Below are 23642 nucleotides of genomic sequence, written 5' to 3' on the forward strand. Positions count from 1 at the left end.
CGCTGCGCGCCAGGCAGGCTCAAGCGACGGTCAGATATTGCGCAAGATGGCGCCCTTGGGCGGCGCAAAGTCTTTCACTTCATGAATCATCCTGGCCAGCTTGGCGTCGCGCGCCGTCATGTGCAGGTCGCCGTACTGATGCACGCTCCACTGCTCGGGCGTGAGCTCAATCTCCTTGCGCAGGATCGCCTCGGTGCGCGCATCGTCGGCGCGCAAGCCCTCGACGATGATATTGAGCGCGTCCGGCCGCGAACCGGGCGACGCCGTCGCATGCGACTTGTGAATCATGAACCGCGCCGTCTCGCTTGCGTAGCGGCGCGACCCGGCCAGATACACGACAACAGCAATCGAAGCCACCGCCCCAGCGTTGTACATGACAAATTTAATGGGCGAATTGGCCATGAAGTTATACAGGCACAGCCCATCGCTGACATAACCACCGTTTGATTGCAGCAGCACGTGGGCAGTATCGATGCCATCTTCCGTCATATTGGCCACCGCCTCGAACATCCGGTGAACCATATCACTGTTGACATCGCCAGACAGCGTAAACCACCCCTCTTTCTCCTGCGGCACTTTGGCTTGATTCATAGTCTGTTCCGCCTACAAAGTAAGTGAACCAAGTGTAGCAAATCCCCTCGTCCGCCCCCACAACCGATCACCAATAGTGCAAAGCAATGTTTCAAGGCAATCCCACGCCAAATCACAATGAGGGTCAGAGTAGATTTAATGGGCAATTCCCCAATGTTGTCAAACAATTCGACTCTGACCCTCATTATTATTTGCTAATTTAGCGCTATCAAAATTTGATTTCGATTCTGTTCGTCATCTAGTTTTCTAAGTGCATCGTTTTTATTGCCGCGAAGGTCAAAAATAATGAGGGTCAGAGTCGACTTATTGGGCAATTATCGAAAGTTGTCAAACAATTCGACTCTGACCCTAATTATGGGTGGGGGTGGGCGGTTGACAGTCGGCAAAGGGTGACATATCCTCCGCAGTCTTGATCGGGAGAGCGCAGCATGCTGCCGCCGAAGGGGCACTCACCCATAAACTCTCAGGCAAAAGGACCGGTCAAGGGACGGCGGCGCAGCGCGCGGCGGTTCAACTCTGGAGAGCGGCCGCGGTAGCGGTCCACCGAAGGGGCAAGCGGCGCACAGCCGCTATCTCTCAGGTACCAAGGACAGAGGGGTCGACAGCGCACGACGACCGTGCTGTACCCCTATTTCTGCCTGAGGATTTCATGACGCTCAAAGCGACCCCGCTCAATTCCGCTCACCGCGCCGCCAACGCCAAGATGGTCGATTTCGGCGGCTGGGACATGCCCGTCAACTACGGTTCGCAAATCGAAGAGCACAACGCGGTGCGCAGCGACGCCGGCATGTTCGACGTGTCCCATATGTGTGTCGTCGACGTCAAGGGCGCCAACGTGCGCACGTTCCTGCGCGGCCTCCTGGCCAATAACGTCGACAAGCTGCAGGTGCCGGGCAAGGCCCTGTACTCGTGCATGCTCAATCCCGAAGGCGGCGTCATCGACGACCTGATCGTCTATTTCCTGTCCGAAGAATGGTTCCGCATCGTCGTCAACGCCGGCACCGCCGAAAAAGACGTCGCGTGGATGAATCAGCAGAACACCGCCACCAACAGCGGCGTGACGATCACCGCGCGCCGCGACGGCAACGATCCGATCGCGCTGATCGCCGTGCAGGGCCCGAACGCCCGCGCCAAGGTGTGGCAGGTACTGCCGAGCACTCAGGCGCCATCCGAAAACCTCAAGCCGTTCAACGCCGTCATCGTCCCGGACACCGCGTTCGGTGAAGCGATGATCGCCCGCACCGGCTACACCGGCGAAGACGGCTTCGAGATCGGCGTGCCGGTGTCGAAAGCCGAAGCGCTGTGGAATGCGTTTGTCGCCGTCGGCATCAAGCCGGCCGGTCTCGGTGCGCGCGATACGCTGCGCCTGGAAGCCGGCATGAACCTGTACGGCCAGGACATGGACGACTCCGTGAACCCGCTCGACGCTGGCCTGGCCTGGACGATCGACCTGGTCTCGGAGCGCGACTTCATCGGCAAGGCCGCCCTGCAGGCCAAGGGCCAGGGCGCGCAGTTCGTCGGCCTGATCCTGCGCGAAAAAGGCGGCATCCTGCGCGCGCACCAGAAAGTGGTGGCAGCGTCAGGCCTGGAAGGCGAGATCACCAGCGGCACCTTCAGCCCGAGCATGCAGCAGGCGATTGCCCTGGCGCGCGTGCCGATGGACGTGGCCATCGGCGACACGGTCCACGTGATCATCCGCGACAAGCGCCTGGCCGCCAGCGTCGTCAAGCTGCCGTTCGTGCGCAACGGCAAAGTGCTGGCCGCCTGAGCGCTGCCTAGAATCCAGAACACCTATACTGCTATCCACCCCACTACCCGGAGTCCTCATGAACATCCCTACCGACCTGAAATACACCGAATCCCATGAGTGGGTTCGCCGCGAAGAAGACGGCACCCTGACCGTCGGCATCACCGAATACGCGCAGGACGCGCTGGGCGACATCGTGTTCGTCGAACTGCCGCAGGTCGGCAAGGCCTTCACCGCCGGCAGCGACGCCGCTGTCGTGGAATCGGTGAAAGCCGCCAGCGACATCTATGCGCCAGTCAACGGCACCGTCACCGCCGTGAACCAGCCAGTGGCCGACGCGCCGGACTCGATCAACCAGGATGCCTACGGCAGCTGGCTGTTCAAGCTCGCGCCAAGCGACGCTGGCTCGTACGACAATCTGCTCGACGCTGACGCCTACGGCAAGACCACCGACCACTGATCCGCCTCCAGGTGCGCCGCCGGCCCCGCCGCGGCGCACCGCCCTGCACCACCCGCCATTCTCCTTCAACGTCGCCGCAGACTGTGTCCCCCAACATGACCCGACCAAGCCTCACCCAACTCGAAGCACGTGATTCATTCATCCCGCGCCACATCGGCCCGTCCGACGCCGACCAGGCAGCGATGCTGTCGGCCCTCGGCTACGAGACCCGCGCCGCGCTGATCGACGCCGTCGTGCCAGCCAATATCCGCCGCAAGGACAAGATCGACCTGGGCCAGTTCGCCGAGCCACGCACCGAAGAAGAAGCACTGGCCACTCTTAAAGGCCTAGCCTCGAAGAACAAGGTGCTCAAGTCGCTGATCGGCCAGGGCTATTACGGCACCTTCACGCCGAAGGTCATCCTGCGCAACATCTTCGAAAACCCGGCCTGGTACACCGCCTACACGCCTTACCAGCCAGAGATTTCGCAGGGCCGCCTCGAAGCGATCCTGAACTTCCAGCAGGCCGTGACCGACCTGACCGGCATGGGCATCGCCAACTCGTCGATGCTGGACGAAGGCACCGCCGCCGCCGAAGCAATGACGCTGATCCAGCGCGTCGGCAAGTCAGCATCGAAAGTGTTCTACGTCGCCGACGACGTGCTGCCGCAGACCCGCGAAATCATCGAAACGCGCGCGCTGCCGATCGGCGTTGAAGTGCGCACCATCGCAGCGGCCGACATCGAGTCGCTCGAAGAAACCTGCTTCGGCGTACTGCTGCAATACCCGGGCGTGAATGGCGAAGTGCGCGACTACCGCGCCGCCGTCGAAAAACTGCACGCCGCTGGCAGCATGGTGATCGTGGCTGCCGACCTGCTGGCCCTGACCCTGCTCACGCCGCCGGGCGAATGGGGCGCCGACGTCGTCGTTGGTAACAGCCAGCGCTTTGGCGTGCCGCTCGGTTTCGGCGGCCCGCACGCCGGCTACCTGGCCACGCGCGACGAATTCAAGCGCAGCATGTCCGGCCGTCTGGTCGGCGTGACGATCGACGCGCAAGGCAACCAGGCCTACCGCCTGGCGCTGCAGACGCGCGAACAGCACATCCGCCGCGAAAAAGCGACGTCCAACATCTGCACCGCGCAAGTGCTGCTGGCCGTGATGGCCGGCATGTACACGGTCTACCACGGCCCGCAGGGTCTCGAGCGCATTGCCCGCCGCGTGCACCGCCAGACCGCGATCCTGGCCGCCGGCCTGCAGCAACTGGGCTTCGAGCTGGTCAACCAGACCTACTTCGACACGCTGACCGTGCGCGTCAAGGACGCCGGCGCGATCCACGCCGCCGCCACTGAGCACGGCATCAACCTGCGCCAGATCGACGCCACGCAAGTGGGCATTGCGCTCGACGAAACCGTCACCCGGGACGACCTGGCCACGCTGATGGCCATCTTCGGCGACGGCAAGTCGGTCGACCTCGACGCACTGGACGCCGCCGCCAGCGATGCGCTGCCAACGGCCCTGGCCCGCACCAGCCAATACCTGACCCACCCGACCTTCAACCGCTACCACGCCGAGCACGAGATGCTGCGCTACCTGCGCGCACTGGCCGACAAGGACCTGGCGCTGGACCGCACGATGATCCCGCTCGGTTCGTGCACGATGAAGCTCAATGCAACGTCCGAGATGGTGCCGGTCACCTGGCCCGAGTTCTCGAACATCCACCCGCTGGCACCGAACGACCAGACCGTCGGCTACCGTGAAATGATCACGCAGCTCGAGGCGATGCTGTGCGCCGCCACCGGTTACGCCGCGATCTCGCTGCAGCCGAACGCCGGCTCGCAGGGTGAGTACGCCGGTCTACTGGTGATCCAGAAGTACCACCAGGCGCGCGGCGAAGGCCACCGCAATATCTGCCTGATTCCGTCGTCGGCCCACGGCACGAATCCGGCGTCGGCCAGCATGGTCGGCATGAAGGTCGTCGTCACCGCGTGCGACGAGAACGGCAACGTCGACCTGGCCGACCTGAAAGCCAAGGCCGAGCAGCACAGCGCGAACTTGGCCTGCGTGATGGTCACCTACCCGTCGACCCACGGCGTGTTCGAAGAAGGCATCAAGGAACTGTGCGAGATCGTGCACCAGCACGGCGGCCAGGTGTACGTCGACGGCGCCAACATGAACGCACTGGTGGGCCTGGCCTCGCCGGGCGCATTCGGCGGCGACGTCAGCCACCTGAACCTGCACAAGACCTTCTGCATCCCGCACGGCGGTGGCGGCCCGGGCGTCGGCCCGATCGGCGTCGGCGCGCACCTGGCGAAGTTCCTGCCAAACCAGCTTTCGACCGGCTACGTGCGTGACGAACAGGGTATCGGCGCCGTCAGCGCTGCAGCCTTCGGCTCGGCCTCGATCCTGCCGATTTCGTGGATGTACATCGCGATGATGGGCGCGGATGGCCTGACGGCAGCGACCGAAGTGGCGATCCTGAACGCCAACTACATCGCACGCCGCCTGGCGCCGCATTATCCGGTGCTGTACGCGGGCCACGACGGCCTGGTGGCGCACGAGTGCATCATCGACGTGCGTCCGCTGCAGGACAAGACCGGCATCTCGAACGAAGACGTGGCCAAGCGCCTGATGGACTTCGGTTTCCATGCGCCGACCATGAGCTTCCCGGTCCCGGGCACCCTGATGATCGAGCCGACCGAATCGGAATCGAAAGCCGAGATCGACCGTTTCATCGAGGCGATGATCACGATCCACGCCGAGATCGTCAAGGTCGAGCGCGGCGAGTACGACCGCAGGGACAATCCGCTCAAGGGTGCACCGCACACGGCCGAAGTGGTCACGAGCGACGACTGGGCCCACGGCTACACGCGTGAAGTGGCGGCGTTCCCGGTCGCGAGCCTGCGCAAGAAGAAGTACTGGCCACCGGTCGGCCGTGCCGACAATGTGTACGGTGACCGCAACCTGTTCTGCGGCTGCGCGCCGATCAGCGATTACGAGTAATCGCTGAGCTGCCCTGGCAGCGGCATCATTTGCGGCTCGATGCGAGCCGCAAATGCGATGCCGAGTGACGGCGGCGTTCCCGGTTTGACCCACGCCGTTCGCGCGTGGGTTCGCCGGGGACGCCGCTGTTTTCATTGGGGCCTGGCAGTACCGGCAACGTCGCCGCCGGTGCCCCGTGGCTACCCTCTCCCTCCTCGAGCCTGAACCCGGCCACGGTGCGCGCCAGCGCAATCGCCTGCATCTGCAGCATGCAGGCGGCGCTGGCGGCTTCCTCGACCAGCGTGCAGTTCTGGCGCGTGACCTGGTCCATCTGCACGATCGCCTGACTGACGCCCTGCAGTTGCTTCGCCTGGCCATCGCCGGTCGAGCCGATCCGCCCGACCAGATGTTCGACATCGCGCACCGAACTGGCGATGCGCTGCATATTGCTGCCGGCGTGCAGCGCCCACGCCGTGCCGCCGTCGATCTGCGCCACCGACTGCGCGATCACGGCGCGGATTTCCTGGCTGGCCGCGGCCACGCGCCGCGCCAGCGCGCGCACCTCGGTCGCCACCGCCGCCAGATCCGTGGCGCTGACTGGCGCACGCGAGGCGTCCAGCGCCGCATTCAACACCCGCGTGCCCGTTTCACCTGCCGCCACCTCCAGCGCATCGACGATCGCCATCACCTGCTGCGCGCTGCGCCGGCTCGCGTCCAGTGTGTTGACGAGCCGCTCGACGACACCGCCACCGTCCTGCGCAACGTCGCCGGCACCAGCGGCGAGGCGGTTGGCGGCACGGGCATCGTCGACGTTATCGCGCACGTTCGCCGCCAGCGCCTGCAGCGTGTCCTCGGTGTCGGCCAGCGCCTCGGCGCGGTACACGGCGCGGCTGCCCAGGCTCAGGCTCCCGAGCTTGATGTCGCGCGACGCTGCGCCGATCGTGCGCGCCGCCTCGGCCACCGTGCACAGCATGCCATTCAGATTGCGGATGCTGGCATCGAGCAGGCGCGAGGTGTCGGCGATTTCGTCGCTGCCGTAGTCACGCTCCTGCACCGTGAAGTTGCCGCTGGCCAGGCTGCTGGCGGCCAGGCCGATGCCACGGATCTCGCCGAGCAGGATACGGCGCACGGCGAACGTGATGGCGAGTGACAGCCCGATCGCCAGCACCAGCACAGTGGGCATCAGCAGAGAAACCATGCGAAAGTCGGCCTTGGCGCCTGCGGCGGCCTGGCGTGCCAGCGTGTCTTCGAGCGCGCTGAGACCAGCCAAGCGCTGATCGACCAGCGCGTATGCGGCTTCGGCCTTCTGCATCGCGTTGGCGCTGATCGAGCCGTCCAGTGGCGCGAGTTCGATGACGTCGCGCACCGCGCGCGCGTAGCGGCGCTGCGCCTGCGCGGCCTGCTCGACGTGGCGCAGCTCGGCGCCAGTCAGCGGACCGGTCGACAGCGTCGTGAGGCCAACCGCAATGCGCCCGTGCTGCGCCAGGATGTCGCGCCGCAGCGGCTCGGTGCGAGCCGGCGGAAAGCTGCCGCCCATCCAGCTCAGGTAACGGTAGATGTCGGCATGCGCCTTGTGCGATTGCGTGCCCAGGCTGGCGGCAGCACGCAAGCTGGCGGCGCGCTGGCCGACGATCGATTCGAGCGATGCATTCTGACGCGCCAGCGCGACATAGGCCGCGCACGACAGCACCAGCAGCAGCACGAGGACGGCGCCTGGGGCCAGCAGGAGCTTGGGGCCGATGCGAAGACGGGCCAGCATGTCAGGCCGCCGTCATGGCAGGTGGAACGACAGGGCGGCGCGGCGGTTTCATCGTCATGGTATCCCCTTGGAGAGCGTAATATTTCTTGAATGCACTCTTGAATGTACGCCGCAGAACAAGCCAGCCTTTGTGATGGCGCAAAGCGCGCGCTACACTAGCGGCATGATCTTTCTTGCTCCACTGCACCGAAACCGGCGCCTGCTCCTGGTCTGCGTGCTGTCGCTTCTGCTGCACGCACTGGTGATCGCCTGGATCGACGCGCGCCTGACGCAGCGCCCCGCCGTCATCGGCGTGCCGGAGTTCACGGTGCGGCTGGCCTCGGCCGAACGGGGCATCGTGGATGCACGGTCCAGGGCGGTCGAAACACCTGCCGCACCTGCCGCATCTGCACCTCCGGAACCTCCCGCGCCAGCGCCGCCCGTGGCGCCTGCTCCCATCGCCATGGCCGATAGCGGCCCGGTTGCCATACCGTCCGCCGCGCTGCCCATCGATGCTGGCGAGGCCGCGCTCCCCGCCGCCAGCGGCGGCAGTGCTGCCCCCATCCAGATGCCGGGCACCTACCGTGTCAAACCACCGCCGTCCGGCCGCATCGACTACACCGTCGTCACGCGCAGCAGCCTGGACGCGCCGTCGCAGGACGGCGGTAGCGCGCGCATGGTCTGGCGCAGCGATGGCACGCGCTATGCGGTCGAACTCGATGGTGTGCTGGGTACGATCTCCAGCGAAGGCCAGGTCGACGATGCCGGCATCGCGCCACAACGGGCATTAACCGGGATGGGCACCGGCGCCTTGACCACCGTTTTCGATCGCGGCAGCGGCACCATCGGCGCCGGGCCGCAGGGGCAGCCCTTCCCGCTCGTGCCGGGAAGCCAGGACACGGCGTCGGTCTTGCTGCAACTGGCGGGCATGGGCGTGAGCGATGCAGGCCAGATCAAGGACGTGCTGGAATTCTGGGTGAGTGGCGCGGGCGGCGCCGGCATCGAGCGCTATCAGGTGATGGGGCCGGAACGGATCGCCACGGCCGCCGGGCCGCTCGAGACCGTGCGGCTGGTGCGCCTGGGCGAGCCGGGCGCGCCCGTGCTGGAACTGTGGCTGGCGCCACAGCATGCGTGGCTGCCGGTGCAGCTGCGCGTGACCGACGCGCTGGGCGCCTCGCGCACGCAAACGCTGGCATCGATTGCGATCGACACCAGCGCAGCACCAAAAAAATCAGCGCAAGAATAACGGGAAGAATAACGGCCCGCGTCAGGACGACGCGGGCATGGGCCTAGGGAAGCACTGATTTATTCTGGGGGATGGAATTGGCTTTGAAAAAGTCAGCCTGCAAGGCGCAAAATCGAAGCAATAGCGAGCTATTGCGAGAATTTGCAACGCCGCAGGATGGCTCTTTTCAACGCCAAGTCCGCCGCCATGAATTAATCAGTGCTTCCCTAAAATCAGGCCAGCTTGACCGCGTGCTCGCGGGTAGCATGGAAGGTCAGCTTGGGCCAGCGTTCCTGGGTCAGGCGCAGGTTGACGCCCGAGGTCGCCAGGTACGCCATATTGCCGGCCGCATCGTAGGCCACGTTGTGACCGAGCGAGTTTTCGAAGTCAGCCAGCGCCTTCTTGTCATCGCTCGAGACCCAGCGCGCACTGCTTATGCTGGCGCTTTCGAACACGGCATCGACGCCGTATTCGTTGAGCAGGCGGCTGGCGACCACCTCGAACTGCAGCACGCCGACCGCGCCCAGGATCAGCTCACTGCCCAGTACCGGCTTGAAGACCTGCACCGCGCCCTCTTCGCCCAGCTGCTGCAGGCCCTTGTGCAACTGCTTCATCTTGAGCGGATTACGGATGCGCACCGACCGGAACAGCTCCGGCGCGAAGTACGGAATGCCGGTAAAGCTGAGCATTTCGCCCTCGGTGAAGCTGTCGCCGATCTGCATATTGCCGTGGTTCGGCAAGCCGATGATGTCGCCGGCGAAGGCTTCTTCGACCTGCTCGCGGCTCGACGCCATGAACGTCACGACCGACGACAGCTTGACGTCGCGGCCCAGGCGCAGGTGCTTGACCTTCATGCCTTTTTCAAAGCGGCCCGAGCATACGCGCAGGAACGCGATGCGGTCGCGGTGGGCCGGGTCCATATTGGCCTGGATCTTGAAGACGAAACCGGAAAACGGCACTTCGCTTGGCAGGACCGAGCGCACCGTGGCGTCGCGCTCGCGCGGCGCAGGCGCCCAGTCGACCAGCGCCGACAGGATTTCGCGCACGCCGAAGTTGTTGATCGCCGAGCCGAAGAACACCGGGGTCTGCACGCCGGACAGGAAGCGCTCCAGGTCGAACACGTGCGAGGCGCCGTGCACCAGCTCGACTTCCATCTTGAGTTGCTCGATCTCGAGGGGGAACATCTCGGCCAGGCGCGGGTTGTCGATGCCCTTGACGATCTCGAAGGCGCCGTCGGCTTTTTCTTCACCGGCCTTGAACAGCATGATCTCGTCCTTCAGCAGGTGGTACACACCGCGGAAGTTCTTGCCCATGCCGATCGGCCAGGTCACCGGCGCGCACTCGATCTTGAGCACCGATTCGACTTCGTCGAGCAGTTCGAGCGGATCGCGCGTTTCGCGGTCCATCTTGTTCATGAACGTGACGATCGGCGTGGCGCGCATGCGGCACACTTCGAGCAGCTTGATCGTCTGCGCCTCGACGCCCTTGGCCGCATCGATCACCATCAGCGCCGAGTCGACCGCCGTCAGCACGCGGTAGGTGTCTTCGGAGAAGTCCTGGTGGCCGGGGGTGTCGAGCAGGTTGATGACGTGGTCGCGGAAATCGAACTGCATCACCGACGAGGCAACCGAAATGCCGCGCTGCTTTTCGATGTCCATCCAGTCGGACGTCGCATGGCGCCCGCTCTTGCGGCCCTTGACGGTACCGGCCAGCTGGATGGCGCCCGAGAACAGCAGCAGTTTTTCGGTCAGCGTGGTTTTACCGGCATCCGGGTGGGAAATGATGCCGAAGGTGCGGCGGCGCCCCACTTCGCGCGCGATCACGCCGGCCTGTGCGGCCGAGTTGGTGGTAGTGGTGGTGCTGTCATCGCGCGCGTCAGGCATGTCCTGCGCGGCGGAGGTGTCGGTATCGTTGGCCATAGTCGAGCCCTTCAAACGGCCCTTGTCGAAAACCCTCGATTTTACCGTTTTCGCAAGGCGCCGTGTGAACTCTCTTCGCTCCCGATGCCATCCCTCAGTCGCGCACGCGGCGCCAGCCGGCGCGGTGTGCTTCGATCGTTTCCGATGGCGGGAATTTGCCGGTCACCATGGTGCCGTCGGCGGTGGTGGTGATCGTCTTGAGCGCGCCCGACGGCAGGCGGATCACGATGAAGCCCACCGCAGCCGAACTGGCCAGCGGATAGCCGGCCAGCCCGTCCGGCGAGGCCGCGCGGCCGGTGCAGACATTGAGCTGGTAGATATTGCTGGTGCCGCCAACCTTGCAGTCGGTCGACGAGCTTGGCAGGTTGGTGACCACGTTGATGGTGCCGGCCACCACCTGCGGGTCGAGGTTGACGCGCTCGCCGGTATTGAGGTTGAAGTCGGTGAACCAGCCCTTCTTGCTGGCCAGGTTCACGTCACCGCCATCGATCGTGTAGGGCGCATTGCCCGTGTCGTCACCGGCCACGCGCGCCAGCGTGCGCTTGACCATGGCCGACGACTGGCGCCAGGCGGCCGTGCTGATGCCCTCGCCGTCGTCCTTGAGCAGGTAGGCGCTCTGCACCTCGGTGCTGGTCACGTCGACCAGGTCGAGCAGGCGGCCAGTGCCGAACAGCACCACGCGCTGCGCCGACGCGACGGTCTTGTTGTCGACGGTCGTATCGACCCGGCACAGCGTGACTTCAGGGCGGGTGGTGACCGGCTGGTCTACGCCGGCGTCGCCCATCAGCACGCGCGCCGGTGTGCCGGCGCCGGTGAAGTCGAAGCGCCACATCTTGCCGGTATTGTCGCCGCCGTACACATACGTCACCCGCGGATCGTTGTTCGGGTCATTCGTGATCGCCGAGATCTTGGCCAGGCCCGACGGCGTGGCGACGCTGCCCACGCCGGTCGTCGCCGAGCGCGATTCGATCACCTTGCCGGTGGCAACGTCGACCACCAGCAGATAGCCCTTGCCGTCGCCCCCATCGACGCCGTCGACACCCGGGATATTGTTGTAGCCCGAGGTCAGGAACACGACCCATTTCTCCACGCCGGCGCTGTCGACGATGGTGCCGAACTGCGGGTTGCCGAACGTGAGGCCCAGGCGCGTGTCGACGTTGCCGGCGCAGGCACTGGCGTCGGCGCACAGTTCCCACAGCGCTTTCGGCGCGGCCGGGTCCGTGACATCGAGCGCGTAGTAACCGCGCCCGCCCGCGTTCAACCCCGCCACCAGCACCGACTTCCATTCGGTGCCGACCTGGACGTCCGCAATCTCGGGCGAGCCGTCGACCGAGAAGATGTGGTTGGTGCCGTAGGTCGTGCTGGCAAGCTGGTGCAGTTTCTTCATCGTGATGCGCGGAACATACGCCCACAACTCTTCGCCCGAGTTCGCGTCGAACGCGTGCAGCATGCCGTCGTTGGCGGCGGCGAACACGGTCGCCTTGCGGCCTGCATGGGTGGTCTTGAAGGCACCATAGCCGGGCCGGTCGAAATTGCGGCGCGGTTCGCGCAGGTACGCCGGCTTGGACGAGGCGATATCGCCCAGCACGATCGGGATCGTCGTCTTGTCGGTGCCCACTTGCTCGCGCGAGAAGGCGCGCAGGATGTTGTCGTTGGCGTACTGCTGGCGACCGCGCAGCCAGTTGACGATGTTGCGGCCATCGTTGACCAGCGCGCGGTTGGCCACCGACATATTGGCGCACTGCGTCAGCGCATTGCATTTGTTGTCGAACCAGGCGCGCGTGCCCGTGTCCATCGTGTCGTAGCTGAACGCGGCCAGCGCGCCATCCTTGAGCATGTAGATCGAGCGTCCATCCAGGCCATCTTCGTCCACCTCGACCTGCCTGCCGAGCAGGCTCGAGGTATTCCAGTCCTCGGTCGCCGCCACGTCGCCGGTGATGGTATTGACCTTGCGCTTGGACAGGCGCCCGTACCAGTGCACGGTGGTGAACGTCGCCGAGAAGATGTCGTTGTCGCTTTGCGAGATGTTCGGGGTCGAGGTGGCCGCCGCCGCCGCTGCGCCGGTCTTGACTTCGATGTTCGACAGGGCCGTACGCAGCCCTTCCACCACCTGCATCGGATCGGACGCCGAGAAGTACTTGCCATGGCCATTGATCGCGGCATGCCACAGATCGTCCACGCGCGATTGCAGGGCGGCCGAGCCGCTGTCTTCGTCGACGTCCGGATCGGGCCAGACGTAGCGCCCCTGATTGTTCCAGGGGCAGTTGAGCGCTCCGCTGACCAGCTTGTAGAAGTCGCCGTTCGGATCCGGGTCAGTGTCGTATTTCGCCTCGTAGTTCATGATGCCGTCCACGCCCAGGCCGAGGGCATAGGTGCGCATGTGCAGGCGGTTGTTCTCGCCGGTGCCAGCCGGCACCGCGCCGGGTTTCGTGTAGTCCTCGAGCGTGGGGCGCAGTGACACGGTCTTGTCGGCCGAGCCGCCGTTGTACCAGTACAGCGCGATGTCGGCCAGCGATGGCTTGCCCTGGCCGCGCGGATCGACGCATCCCTTCGATTGCAGGCAGAAGCGGGCCGGATTGTCGACCTGATCGTTGCTGGCCACCCCGACCGGGGCCCTGCCATTCCAGTAGCCGTCGGTGGTGATGAACGTGAAGTTCTGCTGGCACGGGAACTTCACGACTTCCTCGCCGGCCCTGTAGTTGTAGGGACTCTGGTTGGCGTACATCTTGCCGATCGCGTGCAGGGCCTGGCGCACCGGGGTCGAGCCCTCCGTATCCATCGCGTACAGCGCGTTGTACCAACTGGTGCGGTCAGCGCCGGCAAACGGCTTGGGCTTGTTCATGGCGCCTTCGACCGCGGCAACCGACAATGCGACCAGCCCCACGTTGTACTTGTCGGTGACGGGCGAGAACGCCTGGCCGACAGCTGTCTTCATCATCTGGTTGCGGGTGCGGTAGTAGCCATACCAGTTGGCGAAGTTGGTCATCTCCTGCGCATACGAGCAGGAGCCGCTGGTGCAGTCGGTGCGGCCGATGGCGCGCGGGTAGATGGTGCGGCCGGGAACGATGTCAGTGCGCACGAACACCGAGCCACTCAGGCCGGTGGTCGACGTCGGCACGATGTCCGAGACCGCGTTGACAGCGCTCATCGTCAGCCAGGTGCGGTTGCTGTAGGTGTTATTGCTCGGGATGGTGTAGTCGATGCCCAGCCCTTCTGCCTGGCCGGAGCTGTCCACCAGGCACAACGTCGTGTTGGGTTCGCTCGCACAGATTGGCGGCGAATTCGGGGTGCCGCCGACATAGGCGGTCACATTGCCCCGCGTGCCGATGCGCGCTTGCAGTGCAGCCACGACCGCGCTCGCGCCCGTGCTGCGGTTGAACGTGATGTCGCCGCCCAGCATGCCGGCGCCGGCAAAGTTCAGGCGGCTCATTACCTGCTTGTCGCGGTTGTTGTTGCTGTTGTTGGTGCTGCCGCCCACGCGCAGGAATGCGGTTGCGCCCGTGGCCCTCGATACCATCAGGCTGGTGCCTGCGCGGCTGTTGTCGGACACCAGGCTGCACACGCTGAGCGACTTGGTGGTCGAACCCGCGGGGCACGAAACCGGCACGACACCTACCACGTTGTCGGCGCCGATGGCCACGCCCAGGCTGCTGCAGCTGGGCACCGCTGCGTTCTTCGGGGAGCGCACGCAGGCGAAGTAACTGTCGGCGTCGCCGACCTTTTCATTGATCGACACGGCCAGCGCCTGGGCCAGGGCGGCCTGCTTGTCGGCGGTGTTGGTGCCGGCTGCCGCAGTCACGGCGCTATTGGTGATCACCTGCGTGCCCAGCGGACCGACGGCGGTTACCTCGGGGATCGAGCGCGTGCTGGCGGTATTGGAAGCCCCGATGCTGATCGTGCCGTACCACGGTGCCACCACGTTCTCGGCACCGAAACGCGGATACTTGTAGGTGCCGACGAACTTGGCCTGACACTTGGTCAATGCTCTCGAGTCGCACCAGCGCACGCGGGCCGCAACGGTGTAGCCTGATGCCGGCGACGTGCCGTTGGCCGTCGCGGCGCGGCAATCGGTCAGGTTGGTATTGGTGCAATATTCGGCGACATTGTTCGTGTAGTAGTACGGGGTGCTGTAGACATAGCGCGCACGGTACCGGGCGTTGGTTGGGTAGACATAGCCGCCCGTGTTGCGCACGCAATTGTTCAGGTTGGCGTCGCACCATTCGATATCGTAGAAGCCGTCTACCAGATTGCTGGAGTCCGTCGAATTGCCCAGAAAGTCGGCCTTGTTGACGCCATACACATCGGTCGGCACGCGCTTCCAGTCGCCCGTGCGCCCGGCGTCGAGATCCGGATAGGACGTGCCGTCGGCCTTGACCGGCGGGACATACCGCACCGCCGGGTCGTAGTACTGGCGGTTGAAGCCGGCACTGGCAAATGGCGGATCGCCGATCTTGCAGGCGCGCGTGCCGGCCGACATCGTGGTGCCGGCGCGGCAGGTGTCGGTGACGTTGATGTAATCGGGCGTGTAATTGAAATTCATCGACCCCGAGTTATCGTACAGCAGCATCAGGTTCGGCTTGACGGTGCCGCTGCCGCTGATATTGAGCAGTGGCAGCTGGGCGATGGCGGTCGGGTCCGCCTGTGCCAGCGGCGCGCCCAGGAGCAGCGCCAGCAATGCCAACTGTGCCATTGGGCCGGTGCAGCCGGTGGCACGCGTGAGTGTCGTCAAGAAGTTCATGGGCAATCCGTTCGTTTGTACGGCGCCATCAGACGCCGATCAGTACTACCATCTGGTTCACCACGGTGCCGCCGCGCGCACCGTGGATGCGGGCCGTGATCACATAGTGCAGCTGCGGGCTGGCGGCATACACGACGCCATCGGTGCGGATGCTCTCGCCGATCGCGGTTGCGTTGCCCAGGCCGGCCGTGTTGGCAGCGGTCTGCACGCAGGCGTTCTTGTCGTCGAACGTGCCGGTGCTCTTGCACAGGCGGTGGATCACGTATTCAACCTCGGTGCCGCCCGAATCCGTGACCTTCTTGCTGTCGCTCCAGAACTCTTCTTCACGGGTGGACAGACCGGGCGCCATGGTGGCGCGGTAACCCTCTGCCGGCTGGTGCGCCGTCAGCGCGCCCTTGTCGGTCTTGGCTTTCTGGTCGATCCACTCGAAGCCCTTGTGCAGCCCGAAATCGGCAGCGCGGCTGAGCGTGGCATCGTAGGCGAGGCTCGATGCGCTCAGCGTCGTGCTATTGCTCGACTTGAGCAGATAGATGCTCGTCACGAGCATCACGAGCATCATGATCAGCATGACCGGCAGCGCAATGCCGCGCTGGGCTGCCAGGGGCAACGGGTGCGGACGCTGCGCCATCATGGCCTCCATCCCGCATTCCTCAGCGGGACAATGGTGTCGAAGACGCGGTAGCGATAGCAGGTCCAGTCGATTGGATCGTTCTCCACTGCCAGGTCGATCTCCACTTCTTCCGCAGTGGCCTCGCTCGGCTGCACGCGCGCGAACAGGGTCGGCGCCGTGGTCGTGGCGCTGCACGTACCGTCCGCGGCCGGCCGCTCGGGGTTTTTACTACGCGCTACCACAGCGATGCGCAGCGCCACGATGCGACCATAGTCGCCGGGGCTGCCGGTCACGCCATCGCCGTCGGCATCGATCATCGTGGACGACCAGGCGCTGATGGCGGTGCCCTTCTCCAGTGCAAAGGCGGCACCAAGGCGCCGGTCAAAACCGTACTGCGCCTTGAGCGAGACGATGTTGCCCGTAACCGCCTGCGAATTTTTGGCCGCATTGGCCATGTCGGTGGCACGCAGGCGCAGGTAGCCATCCTCGACCGACCACGTATGAAACGCCAGGCGCGCGCCGGAGCCGAGATTGAACAGGCGGGTCGTATTGCCGGTGTAGTTCGCGCCCAGCGCCCCGCGGTTGAAGCGCTGGCTGGTCGCGCCGAAGGACAGTTCAGGCTTGTCGGGAACGCTCGATATCTGCGCCAGGGCGCAATCGGCCCCGATCTTCTCGGGCGCGACGACGATCACGTCACCCAGCGTGAAGTAACCCCACGGATCGCGATCGACCTCGACGCTGGTGCCGCCGATGTAGTTCTTGATCACGCGCATCGTCGACGTGCCGCCAGGGGCGCCGCCTGCGTACAGCGTCAGGCGGTCCGGCCCCGTGCCGCCCGGCTCGATCACGGCGGCAGCCAGCGGCCGGATCGTGGCCGCGCCGCGCTTGGCCGGCGCCAGCTCGTAGCCCTGGCTGTCGGCAAACATCGTGTTGCAGCCGGTGATCAACGGGTCGTTCAGGCCGAAGCCGGCCTGCTCGGCGTCGCTGCTGATCTGGAACATTGCCAGCATGCCGTTCTGCATCGAGTCGGAGCCACCCAGCGCGGCGTCCTTGTTGCGCTCGCTATCGGTCATGATCCGGGTGGCGAACAGCACCGCCAGCAGGCCGATGACGACACTGACCATCAGTTCGACGAGCGAAAAGCCGCCGGCACGGGCAATGGACAGGGATGGAGACGGGGCGCTCATGGTTTCGATGCCGTCAGGTAGGATTTGATGCGATGCGTATTGCGCTGGCTGTCGCTGGTGCGCTGCCAGCCGATCGCGATATTCACTTCGGTGCGGCCGACAGCCGCATTGGTGGCCACGCCCACCACGACGCCAGCGCCCGGAATCCGCTCCTGCACCGCCGCATGCCAGGCGGCCAGGCGCGCACCCGGGGTACCGCCGGCGGCCAGCGCGTAGTCGGCGGCGTGCGGCATGTCGCTGTACATGATGCCCAGCAGCTCGTTGGCAGCGACGGTCGCCTCGGCCCGCATCCCGGCATCCGACAGGGCCGCGATGGAACGCGCCTGCAGACCCAGCGTGCCGACCAGGGCGATACCGAGGATCATCACGGCAAGCAGCGATTCGAGCAGCGCGACGCCGTGTTCGGCACGGCGAATCATTGACGTATGGATCATGGCGGGCACCTGCGCGAATCGCCAGAGGCCGCGTCCGGCACACAGGTCACCGCCATGCCGCCCAGGGTCAGCACGACGGCCGAGGGCTTGAATTTGCCGACCAGCGCACCGGCTGGCGCGAGGTCGACGCGGCGCGCCTGATTCTCCTGGCCGGCATCGATCCAGCCCAGTGGCGTGAAATACACGGCGTCATCGTCGTCCGGATCCAGCGTGACGGTCAGCATGGTGGTCGGTGGCAGGGTGTCGGCGCTGCGCACGAGCGAGCGGTAGTCGGCCGTCGGGCCGGTCGCCCCCTTGGCCGCCGTGGTGGCGGTCGACCAGTCGTTGCTGCCATCGGTGCAAGGGTTGTCGCTGCTGCGCAGGCACACGTCGATCTGCCAGCCTGGCTGGCCGTTCGCACCAGGGGCGAACACCAGCCGGCTCTGGCTGTTATGGGTCATGGCCAGGTTGCGCGCCTGCGTGAAGCCATCGGCATAGAACTGCGCCGCCCCGGTGGCGCGTGTACCCGCCAGCCAGCCCGTCATCTGCGGCACGCCCACGGCCAGCAGGATGCCCAGCACGACCAGGCCGACCATCGACTCGATCAGCGTGAAGCCGCCTGCAGCGCGCGGGCATGGGCTTACTGGGTACATGCGCCATCCTTGCGGTCGACCCAGCAAGTGGCTTTCTTGGTCCAGCCGGTCGGTGCACCGGTGGTGGCCCGGGTGCCGGCCTGGTTGATGGTATAGACGAAATCAGCGGCGCCGGCGCGGCCGGTTGCGGTCAGCACATAGCCACTGGCAGTGGCGCTCGTCAAGGTGTAGGTGAAGTTCTTGGTATCGGCGGGCTTTCCCGCGAAACCTTCATACGTGCGTTCATTGGACCAGTATTGCTCGAGGCGCGGCTGGGTCGCTGCCAGGTCGCCATGCGCTTCGGCCAGGCGGGCGCGCAGGATGTAGCTGTTGTAGGAAGGTAAGGCAATCGCGCTCAGGATGCCGATGATGGCCACGACGACCATGAGTTCGACGAGCGTAAAACCGGATTGACGTTGCTGCATGTAATTCTCCTGGACGCTGGGCGCTGACGGCCGGGCTACATTTGTCGCGCGGCATATTTCCAGGTGGAATCATAAATCATGTTGCTGTCATTTCCCTGAGGGAATGCTGACAAACCCCTGACAACCGCGCAAACATGCGCTGCTGGCTTGACGCAACCACATTATTCAGGGGCTCGCGTGTGTGCAGCAGCCGATGGACAGGATGTCAGCCAGTGGATTTTGACGCGCCAAAACGCACAACGACGTGCGTGCCGCCGCCTGCTGCGTCGCCTATCGCCACGTCCGCACCGTGAGCGCGTGCAATGTCCCGCACGATCGCCAGCCCCAGGCCGCTGCCGGTGGCTTTGTCATCGAGCCGCACGAAGCGCTCGAACACGGCGGCGCGCCGGGCGGCGGGAATGCCGGGGCCGGAATCGATCACGGAAAACTGCGTTACGCCGCCATCCACCCCGCAACCGACCGTCACCTGCCCGCCGTCCGGCGTATAGCGCAGTGCATTGTCGACCAGGTTGTCGATCAGATCGCGCAATTGAAAGGCGTCACCCGTCACTGGCGCCGGCGCCAGTTCGAAGCCCAGGTCGATCCCCTTGCGCGCCGCCTTGTCGACAAAGAACTGGATCGATTCCTGCACCAGCAGCGCCAGATCGAGCGGGCCGGCATGCTCACCCGGGCGCCCTTCCCTTGCCCGCGCCAGCGCCAGCAACTGATTCACCTGGCGGATCATGCGCTCGTTGGCCAGGCCCATCATGGCAAGCGACGCCACGGTGTCGGCATCCTGCGCGTGACGGGCATGCAGCCATTCGAGCTGCAATTGCACGCCAGCCAGCGGCGTGCGGAGCTGGTGCGCCATGTCGGCCAGGAAGTCGCGCTGTGCGCGCGCGCCCGCCTCGACTTTGTCCAGCAGATCGTTGAAACCGCTGACCACTGGCGCGATTTCATAGGGCACGCCGTCGGCAGGGATGGGCGCGAGGTCGCCCGGTCCTCGCCTGGCGAGCTCGGCGCGAATGCGCGCGAGCGGGCGCAAGCCATTGCCGACAGAGAGCCAGACGACACCAACCAGCGTCAGCGTACCAAGCGAGACCAGCACGACGAGCGAGCGCACGATCGCGGCGCGCACGTCGAGGCGCTGGCGCAGTGTGCGGGCCACGCCGACGTGCCGGATGCCGGTCGGCGTGGCCACGGCCAGCGCGACGACGCGCACCGGCTCGCCATCGACGTCGGCGTCGTACGCCGGCGCGCCGGGCCGCAGTGCCGGGAAAGCTTTGCTCCCCTCGAGATGCCGCCCTTGCACGTCGCGCACGGCGAACCAGGCGCGCTCGCCCGTCGCAGCAGGGGCCACGGGCGGCAGGCTGGCTGCGCCACCGGCGGCCACGCGGCCCGCCAACGCGGTGGCCGTGTCCATCAGGCCGGCATCGAACGCCACCTGGGCGGGCGTCCAGGCCAGGCCGGCGACGAGCGCGGCGAGCACGAGATTGACGAGCAGAATCGGCCCGAGCAGCCATTTCAGCAGGCGCAGGCGGATGCTGTTCATTGGCCGGACGGGATCATGCGGCCGCTTCGAGCAGGTAGCCGAAGCCGCGGATGGTGCGGATCGCCACGTCGGCGCCATCGAGCTTCAGGCGCAGGCGCGACACATAGACTTCCACGGCATTGAGCGTGACATCGTCGCCCCAGGGCAGGATGGCGTCGAGGATCTGCTGTTTGGAGACAACGCGCCCCGCGTGCTGCAGCAGGTATTCGAGCACGCCCCACTCGCGCACGGATAGCTCGATGGCGCCTTCGCCGATGCGCGCGCGGCGCGTGGCACTATCAAGGCTCAGACGGCCCAGGGACAGGACGGACGACGGCGGTGCATGGCGGCGCGCCAGCGCGCGGATGCGGGCAACCAGTTCGGCAGTGGCAAAGGGTTTGACCAGATAGTCGTCGGCGCCCGTTTCCAGGCCACGGACGCGGTCTTCGACAGCGTCGCGGGCCGTCAGCAGGAGGACGGGCATGGCGCCGCCACGAGCGCGCAGGCGGCGTACGACCTCAAAACCATCGATGCCGGGCAGGCCGATGTCCAGCACGGCGACGTCGAATGTGGGGACGGACTCGGTGCGTTGCAAGGCGATGTCAGCGGCGAGGCCATCGCGCACCAGCTGAACTGTCATGGCCTGCGCGTTGAGCGCGCGCAGTAAACCGTCGGCAAGCACGGGATCGTCTTCAACCAGCAGGATATGTAGTCCGGTGTGTAGTCCGATTCGCGGCTCAATGCGCAGCATTTGTAGGAATACCCTGTTTTGTGGACGGTGAACATCACCGTAGGCACCCCGAATTATGCGTTATTTTTTGTTTCCGTAACAAAATACAACGCCTTTTGGGGCCAAAACAGGCATTTCCCCTAGTAGGACTGGGCTGACACGTGATGATGCTTGCAACCTACACCGGGGCGACTACATGTCTTATGTGCGCCAACAGACGGTGGACGTAAAGTACACACATCGCAACGAGGCAAGCACCATACGCCTTCTGACTTGCACCCGACGCACGATAGACCTAAGAGGACATAAAATGAACAACACTCAACTTGCTGGTATCACACAAAAAGCAAAAAGCCAGACCCCTGCCACGAGTGAGGCAATGAAGTCCCAGTCTAAACCGATCGTCAGCTACAGCGGCACCCAACAAAATGAATTGCTGGCAGCACTGCCACGCATGGATCTCGAAGAAATGTTCGATCACCTCGAATTGGTGGCGATGCCATTCGGTAAAGAACTGTTCGAGTATGGCAGCAAACTGGAATACGTGTATTTCCCGACAACGGCAATCGTGTCGCTGCTGTATGTGATGGAAGATGGCGCCACGACCGAAATCGCGGTCGTCGGCCACGAAGGTGCAGTCGGTGTATCGCTGTTCATGGGTGAGCGCGCTACCTGCTCGGCGGTCGTACAAAGCGCCGGTTACGGTTATCGCCTGCGCACCCAGTACCTGCGTGACGCCTTCAACCGCGGCGGCGCCCTGCCACAACTGCTGATGCGCTACACCAACGCTCTGTTCGCCCAGATGGCACAGAACGCTGTCGGTGGCCGTCACAGCTCGATCGAACAGAAGCTGTGCCGCTGGTTGCTCGACCGTCTGGATCGTTCAGCAAGCAACGAACTGAAAGTGACCCAGGAACTGATCTCGATCATGCTGGGTGTGCGCCGCGAAAGCATCACTGCTGCCGCCGGCAAGCTGCAAGACGAAGGCCTGATCCAGTACCGTCGCGGTAACATCACCGTGCTCGACCGTGCTGGCCTGGAAGACTACGCTGGCGAATGCTACAAGGTCGCCAAGTCGGAATACGACCGCCTGCTGTCGGACGTCGCACGCTAAGCAGTCAACCCGGATTCGCCGCCCTGTGCGGCAGCGAATCCTGATAATCCGGCCCTGCACTCTGCGTCAGGGCCGGCGGTGTGTAAACGGTGCCTGCCACCTCATTGCCGCCCGGCGCCACTGCCGGAATCAAGGCGCGAACACACGTTCCAACGTCATTCACTCCCCGCTCCACCTCCAACGTTCCACCCAATAGCAAAGCGCGCTCACGCATGCCAAGCAGGCCATGGGATTTCGTCCCTGTCAGCATGCCATCGGGAATGCCGATGCCATCATCGGTGATTTCCAGACCCCATCCAGTTGGTTCGCGTGTCAGGTTCACGATGACATTGCGCGCCTTCGCATACTTGGCGATGTTATTAAGCGCTTCCTGCGTGATGCGGAACAAGGCAATGGCCTGTGTCGGAGCAGCTGCATCGACGTCAGGATCGATCAGCGCATCACAATCGAGCGACGTCACGTGCGCGTAATCGGCGCAGTAACTTTGCAGCGCCGCCGACAAACCCATATTGTCGAGCAGGCTCGGGCGCAAGTTTTCGATGATGCGGCGCTTGAGCTGGACGGTGTCGACCAGCGTGCGGCGCGCACGGCCCAGCTTATCCGCCAAATCCGGTTCGTTCTCACGCAAGCGATCAATGACCGTGGCCAGGTCGATGCCGATTGCCGTCAGGTTGGCGCCCATCTCGTCGTGCAGTTCGCGGGCAAGCCGTGATTTTTCTTCTTCCGACACGCGAATCAGGTGGCGCGACAGGACCGACAATTGCGCCGTACGTTCCGCGACAATGTGCTCGAGGCCATCGTTCGTCTGCTGCAACGCATGCTCGGCATCCAGGCGCGCCCCAAAGGCCCGCTGCACCAGCTTGTAAAAGAGCAGCAGGATGATGATGGCCGCGACATTGATGCTCACGCCAAACAGCGCCGCGTGCCGGTATTGCTGATAAAACCCGGCAGTGCGTGACTTGAGCAACTCGTTCTGTTCACGGGCCATGATCACCACTTGCAGGCGGATTTCATCCATCTCCGCGCGCTCGTCCGGTAATGCAGCGTTCGCGACAATGGCATCCAGACCACCCTGGCGGAATACGTCCAGAGACTGGTTCAGCAAGGCCAGCTTGCGCTGGACCAGCGCGCGCAATTGCGCCAGATTGCGGGTTTGCGAAGGATTATCGGCAAGCAGCACGCCAAGTGCGCGCAGCTGGGCGTCGATCTGCTGCGGCGCGCCGCGCAACGGGCTCAGATACACCGGATCGTTCGACAGGAAATACCCACGCAGACTGGATTCAGCATCCGTGACGAGGAGGTTCAGGTATTGCAGCTCGTCGGAAACCTGGGCGGTCTGCGCCTGGAGCAGGTTGGCGTCACGCAAATCATCGAGATTGCGCAGCAAGAATACGCCATTGACCACAAGCAGCACCACGCAAACGAGGCACAGCACCGACTTGTGAAGAGGAAGACGACGAGCCGGGCGCTCCCCCCGGGTGGTAGAAAAATACATCCAGACATCCTTTCACGCTGACAACGCGGCCTCGCATTCTACCTGTAAGGACGTATTGTTGCGCCGCAAAGTGGCCCGACGTAACTATTTGTTGCAGTTGATGCTGGTGAATACTCCTGACTTCGGATGACAGTCGCCCAATGACAAAACG

The 23642-nt window shown here is 64.6% G+C and carries 17 protein-coding genes and 2 riboswitches; of the genes, 5 read left to right on the plus strand and 12 right to left on the minus strand.

Annotated elements, in window-relative coordinates:
• Positions 1–30: 30 nt before the first annotated feature.
• On the minus strand, positions 31–591 hold the full coding sequence (locus HD842_RS08315; protein ID WP_183553037.1) for an ATP-dependent Clp protease proteolytic subunit: 561 nt from the start codon (positions 589–591) through the stop codon (positions 31–33).
• 404 nt (positions 592–995) lie between these two features.
• A riboswitch (glycine riboswitch) is annotated at positions 996–1080 on the plus strand.
• Between the two features lie 17 nt (positions 1081–1097).
• Positions 1098–1194: riboswitch (glycine riboswitch) on the plus strand.
• 46 nt (positions 1195–1240) lie between these two features.
• Here HD842_RS08315 and gcvT point away from each other — a divergent pair.
• The 3 genes from gcvT (at position 1241) to gcvP (ending at position 5776) form a co-directional block, all read left to right on the plus strand.
• Positions 1241–2359, plus strand: a complete 1119-nt coding sequence (gene gcvT / locus HD842_RS08320) for a glycine cleavage system aminomethyltransferase GcvT (RefSeq protein WP_183553039.1) — start codon at positions 1241–1243, stop codon at positions 2357–2359.
• Positions 2360–2417: 58 nt separating this feature from the next.
• A complete protein-coding gene (gcvH, locus tag HD842_RS08325) occupies positions 2418–2798 on the plus strand; it encodes a glycine cleavage system protein GcvH (protein ID WP_183553041.1) in 381 nt (126 codons plus the stop codon).
• A gap of 95 nt (positions 2799–2893) precedes the next feature.
• Positions 2894–5776 carry an aminomethyl-transferring glycine dehydrogenase gene (gene gcvP / locus HD842_RS08330; protein WP_183553044.1) on the plus strand — a complete coding sequence of 961 codons (2883 nt, stop codon included), beginning with the start codon at positions 2894–2896 and terminating at the stop codon, positions 5774–5776.
• Between the two features lie 25 nt (positions 5777–5801).
• On the opposite strand, the gene HD842_RS08335 is transcribed toward gcvP, so the two are convergent.
• Positions 5802–7514, minus strand: coding sequence for a methyl-accepting chemotaxis protein (locus HD842_RS08335; protein WP_183553046.1), 1713 nt, complete (start codon positions 7512–7514; stop codon positions 5802–5804).
• 163 nt (positions 7515–7677) lie between these two features.
• Between HD842_RS08335 and HD842_RS08340 the strand changes: the two genes are divergently transcribed.
• The gene (locus tag HD842_RS08340; protein WP_183553048.1) at positions 7678–8739 is read left to right on the plus strand and encodes a DUF3108 domain-containing protein; all 1062 of its coding nucleotides are present in this window, start codon (positions 7678–7680) and stop codon (positions 8737–8739) included.
• Positions 8740–8951: 212 nt separating this feature from the next.
• Here the strand turns inward: HD842_RS08340 and HD842_RS08345 are convergent, their stop codons facing one another.
• The 9 genes from HD842_RS08345 to HD842_RS08385 form a co-directional block, all read right to left on the minus strand.
• Entirely contained in the window at positions 8952–10637 is a 1686-nt protein-coding gene (locus HD842_RS08345; RefSeq protein ID WP_183553050.1) for a peptide chain release factor 3, read from the minus strand.
• 94 nt (positions 10638–10731) lie between these two features.
• Positions 10732–15375, minus strand: a complete 4644-nt coding sequence (locus tag HD842_RS08350; protein ID WP_229424633.1) for a pilus assembly protein — start codon at positions 15373–15375, stop codon at positions 10732–10734.
• A gap of 28 nt (positions 15376–15403) precedes the next feature.
• On the minus strand, positions 15404–16015 hold the full coding sequence (locus HD842_RS08355; RefSeq protein ID WP_183553052.1) for a pilus assembly PilX family protein: 612 nt from the start codon (positions 16013–16015) through the stop codon (positions 15404–15406).
• A complete protein-coding gene (locus tag HD842_RS08360; protein WP_183553054.1) occupies positions 16003–17172 on the minus strand; it encodes a PilW family protein in 1170 nt (389 codons plus the stop codon). The genes HD842_RS08355 and HD842_RS08360 overlap by 13 nt, the downstream gene beginning before the upstream one ends.
• The gene (locus HD842_RS08365; protein ID WP_183553056.1) at positions 17169–17606 is read right to left on the minus strand and encodes a type IV pilus modification PilV family protein; all 438 of its coding nucleotides are present in this window, start codon (positions 17604–17606) and stop codon (positions 17169–17171) included. The genes HD842_RS08360 and HD842_RS08365 overlap by 4 nt, the downstream gene beginning before the upstream one ends.
• Complete coding sequence (locus HD842_RS08370; protein ID WP_183553058.1) at positions 17603–18238, minus strand: prepilin-type N-terminal cleavage/methylation domain-containing protein; 636 nt, start codon at positions 18236–18238, stop codon at positions 17603–17605. The genes HD842_RS08365 and HD842_RS08370 overlap by 4 nt, the downstream gene beginning before the upstream one ends.
• Positions 18226–18642, minus strand: a complete 417-nt coding sequence (locus HD842_RS08375; RefSeq protein WP_183553060.1) for a type IV pilin protein — start codon at positions 18640–18642, stop codon at positions 18226–18228. Before HD842_RS08375 ends, HD842_RS08370 begins: the two co-directional genes overlap by 13 nt.
• 205 nt (positions 18643–18847) lie before the next feature.
• On the minus strand, positions 18848–20173 hold the full coding sequence (locus HD842_RS08380) for a sensor histidine kinase (RefSeq protein ID WP_183553062.1): 1326 nt from the start codon (positions 20171–20173) through the stop codon (positions 18848–18850).
• A 13-nt stretch (positions 20174–20186) separates the two neighbouring features.
• Positions 20187–20903 carry a response regulator transcription factor gene (locus HD842_RS08385; RefSeq protein ID WP_183553064.1) on the minus strand — a complete coding sequence of 239 codons (717 nt, stop codon included), beginning with the start codon at positions 20901–20903 and terminating at the stop codon, positions 20187–20189.
• A 289-nt stretch (positions 20904–21192) separates the two neighbouring features.
• On the opposite strand from HD842_RS08385, the gene HD842_RS08390 reads away from it, so the two are divergent.
• Positions 21193–21996, plus strand: coding sequence for a Crp/Fnr family transcriptional regulator (locus tag HD842_RS08390; protein WP_183553067.1), 804 nt, complete (start codon positions 21193–21195; stop codon positions 21994–21996).
• A gap of 4 nt (positions 21997–22000) precedes the next feature.
• Here the strand turns inward: HD842_RS08390 and HD842_RS08395 are convergent, their stop codons facing one another.
• Positions 22001–23491: a CHASE3 domain-containing protein gene (locus HD842_RS08395; RefSeq protein ID WP_183553069.1), complete on the minus strand. Its 1491-nt coding sequence runs from the start codon at positions 23489–23491 to the stop codon at positions 22001–22003.
• Between the last annotated feature and the right edge of the window lie 151 nt (positions 23492–23642).

The organism is Massilia aurea, assembly GCF_014200505.1.
Classification (GTDB): domain Bacteria; phylum Pseudomonadota; class Gammaproteobacteria; order Burkholderiales; family Burkholderiaceae_D; genus Telluria; species Telluria aurea_B.

What these genes read in the sequence shown, in the direction of transcription:
- HD842_RS08335 (WP_183553046.1), bottom strand. Translation starts at nt 7,514, where the DNA reads ATGCTGGCCCGTCTTCGCATCGGCCCCAAGCTCCTGCTGGCCCCAGGC.
- HD842_RS08390 (WP_183553067.1), top strand. Translation starts at nt 21,193, where the DNA reads ATGAACAACACTCAACTTGCTGGTATCACACAAAAAGCAAAAAGCCAG.
- HD842_RS08375 (WP_183553060.1), bottom strand. Translation starts at nt 18,642, where the DNA reads ATGCAGCAACGTCAATCCGGTTTTACGCTCGTCGAACTCATGGTCGTC.
- HD842_RS08355 (WP_183553052.1), bottom strand. Translation starts at nt 16,015, where the DNA reads ATGGAGGCCATGATGGCGCAGCGTCCGCACCCGTTGCCCCTGGCAGCC.
- HD842_RS08380 (WP_183553062.1), bottom strand. Translation starts at nt 20,173, where the DNA reads ATGAACAGCATCCGCCTGCGCCTGCTGAAATGGCTGCTCGGGCCGATT.
- HD842_RS08370 (WP_183553058.1), bottom strand. Translation starts at nt 18,238, where the DNA reads ATGTACCCAGTAAGCCCATGCCCGCGCGCTGCAGGCGGCTTCACGCTG.
- gcvH (WP_183553041.1), top strand. Translation starts at nt 2,418, where the DNA reads ATGAACATCCCTACCGACCTGAAATACACCGAATCCCATGAGTGGGTT.
- HD842_RS08365 (WP_183553056.1), bottom strand. Translation starts at nt 17,606, where the DNA reads ATGATCCATACGTCAATGATTCGCCGTGCCGAACACGGCGTCGCGCTG.
- gcvT (WP_183553039.1), top strand. Translation starts at nt 1,241, where the DNA reads ATGACGCTCAAAGCGACCCCGCTCAATTCCGCTCACCGCGCCGCCAAC.
- HD842_RS08360 (WP_183553054.1), bottom strand. Translation starts at nt 17,172, where the DNA reads ATGAGCGCCCCGTCTCCATCCCTGTCCATTGCCCGTGCCGGCGGCTTT.
- gcvP (WP_183553044.1), top strand. Translation starts at nt 2,894, where the DNA reads ATGACCCGACCAAGCCTCACCCAACTCGAAGCACGTGATTCATTCATC.
- HD842_RS08340 (WP_183553048.1), top strand. Translation starts at nt 7,678, where the DNA reads ATGATCTTTCTTGCTCCACTGCACCGAAACCGGCGCCTGCTCCTGGTC.
- HD842_RS08315 (WP_183553037.1), bottom strand. Translation starts at nt 591, where the DNA reads ATGAATCAAGCCAAAGTGCCGCAGGAGAAAGAGGGGTGGTTTACGCTG.
- HD842_RS08350 (WP_229424633.1), bottom strand. Translation starts at nt 15,375, where the DNA reads ATGAACTTCTTGACGACACTCACGCGTGCCACCGGCTGCACCGGCCCA.
- HD842_RS08385 (WP_183553064.1), bottom strand. Translation starts at nt 20,903, where the DNA reads ATGCTGCGCATTGAGCCGCGAATCGGACTACACACCGGACTACATATC.
- HD842_RS08345 (WP_183553050.1), bottom strand. Translation starts at nt 10,637, where the DNA reads ATGGCCAACGATACCGACACCTCCGCCGCGCAGGACATGCCTGACGCG.
- HD842_RS08395 (WP_183553069.1), bottom strand. Translation starts at nt 23,491, where the DNA reads ATGTATTTTTCTACCACCCGGGGGGAGCGCCCGGCTCGTCGTCTTCCT.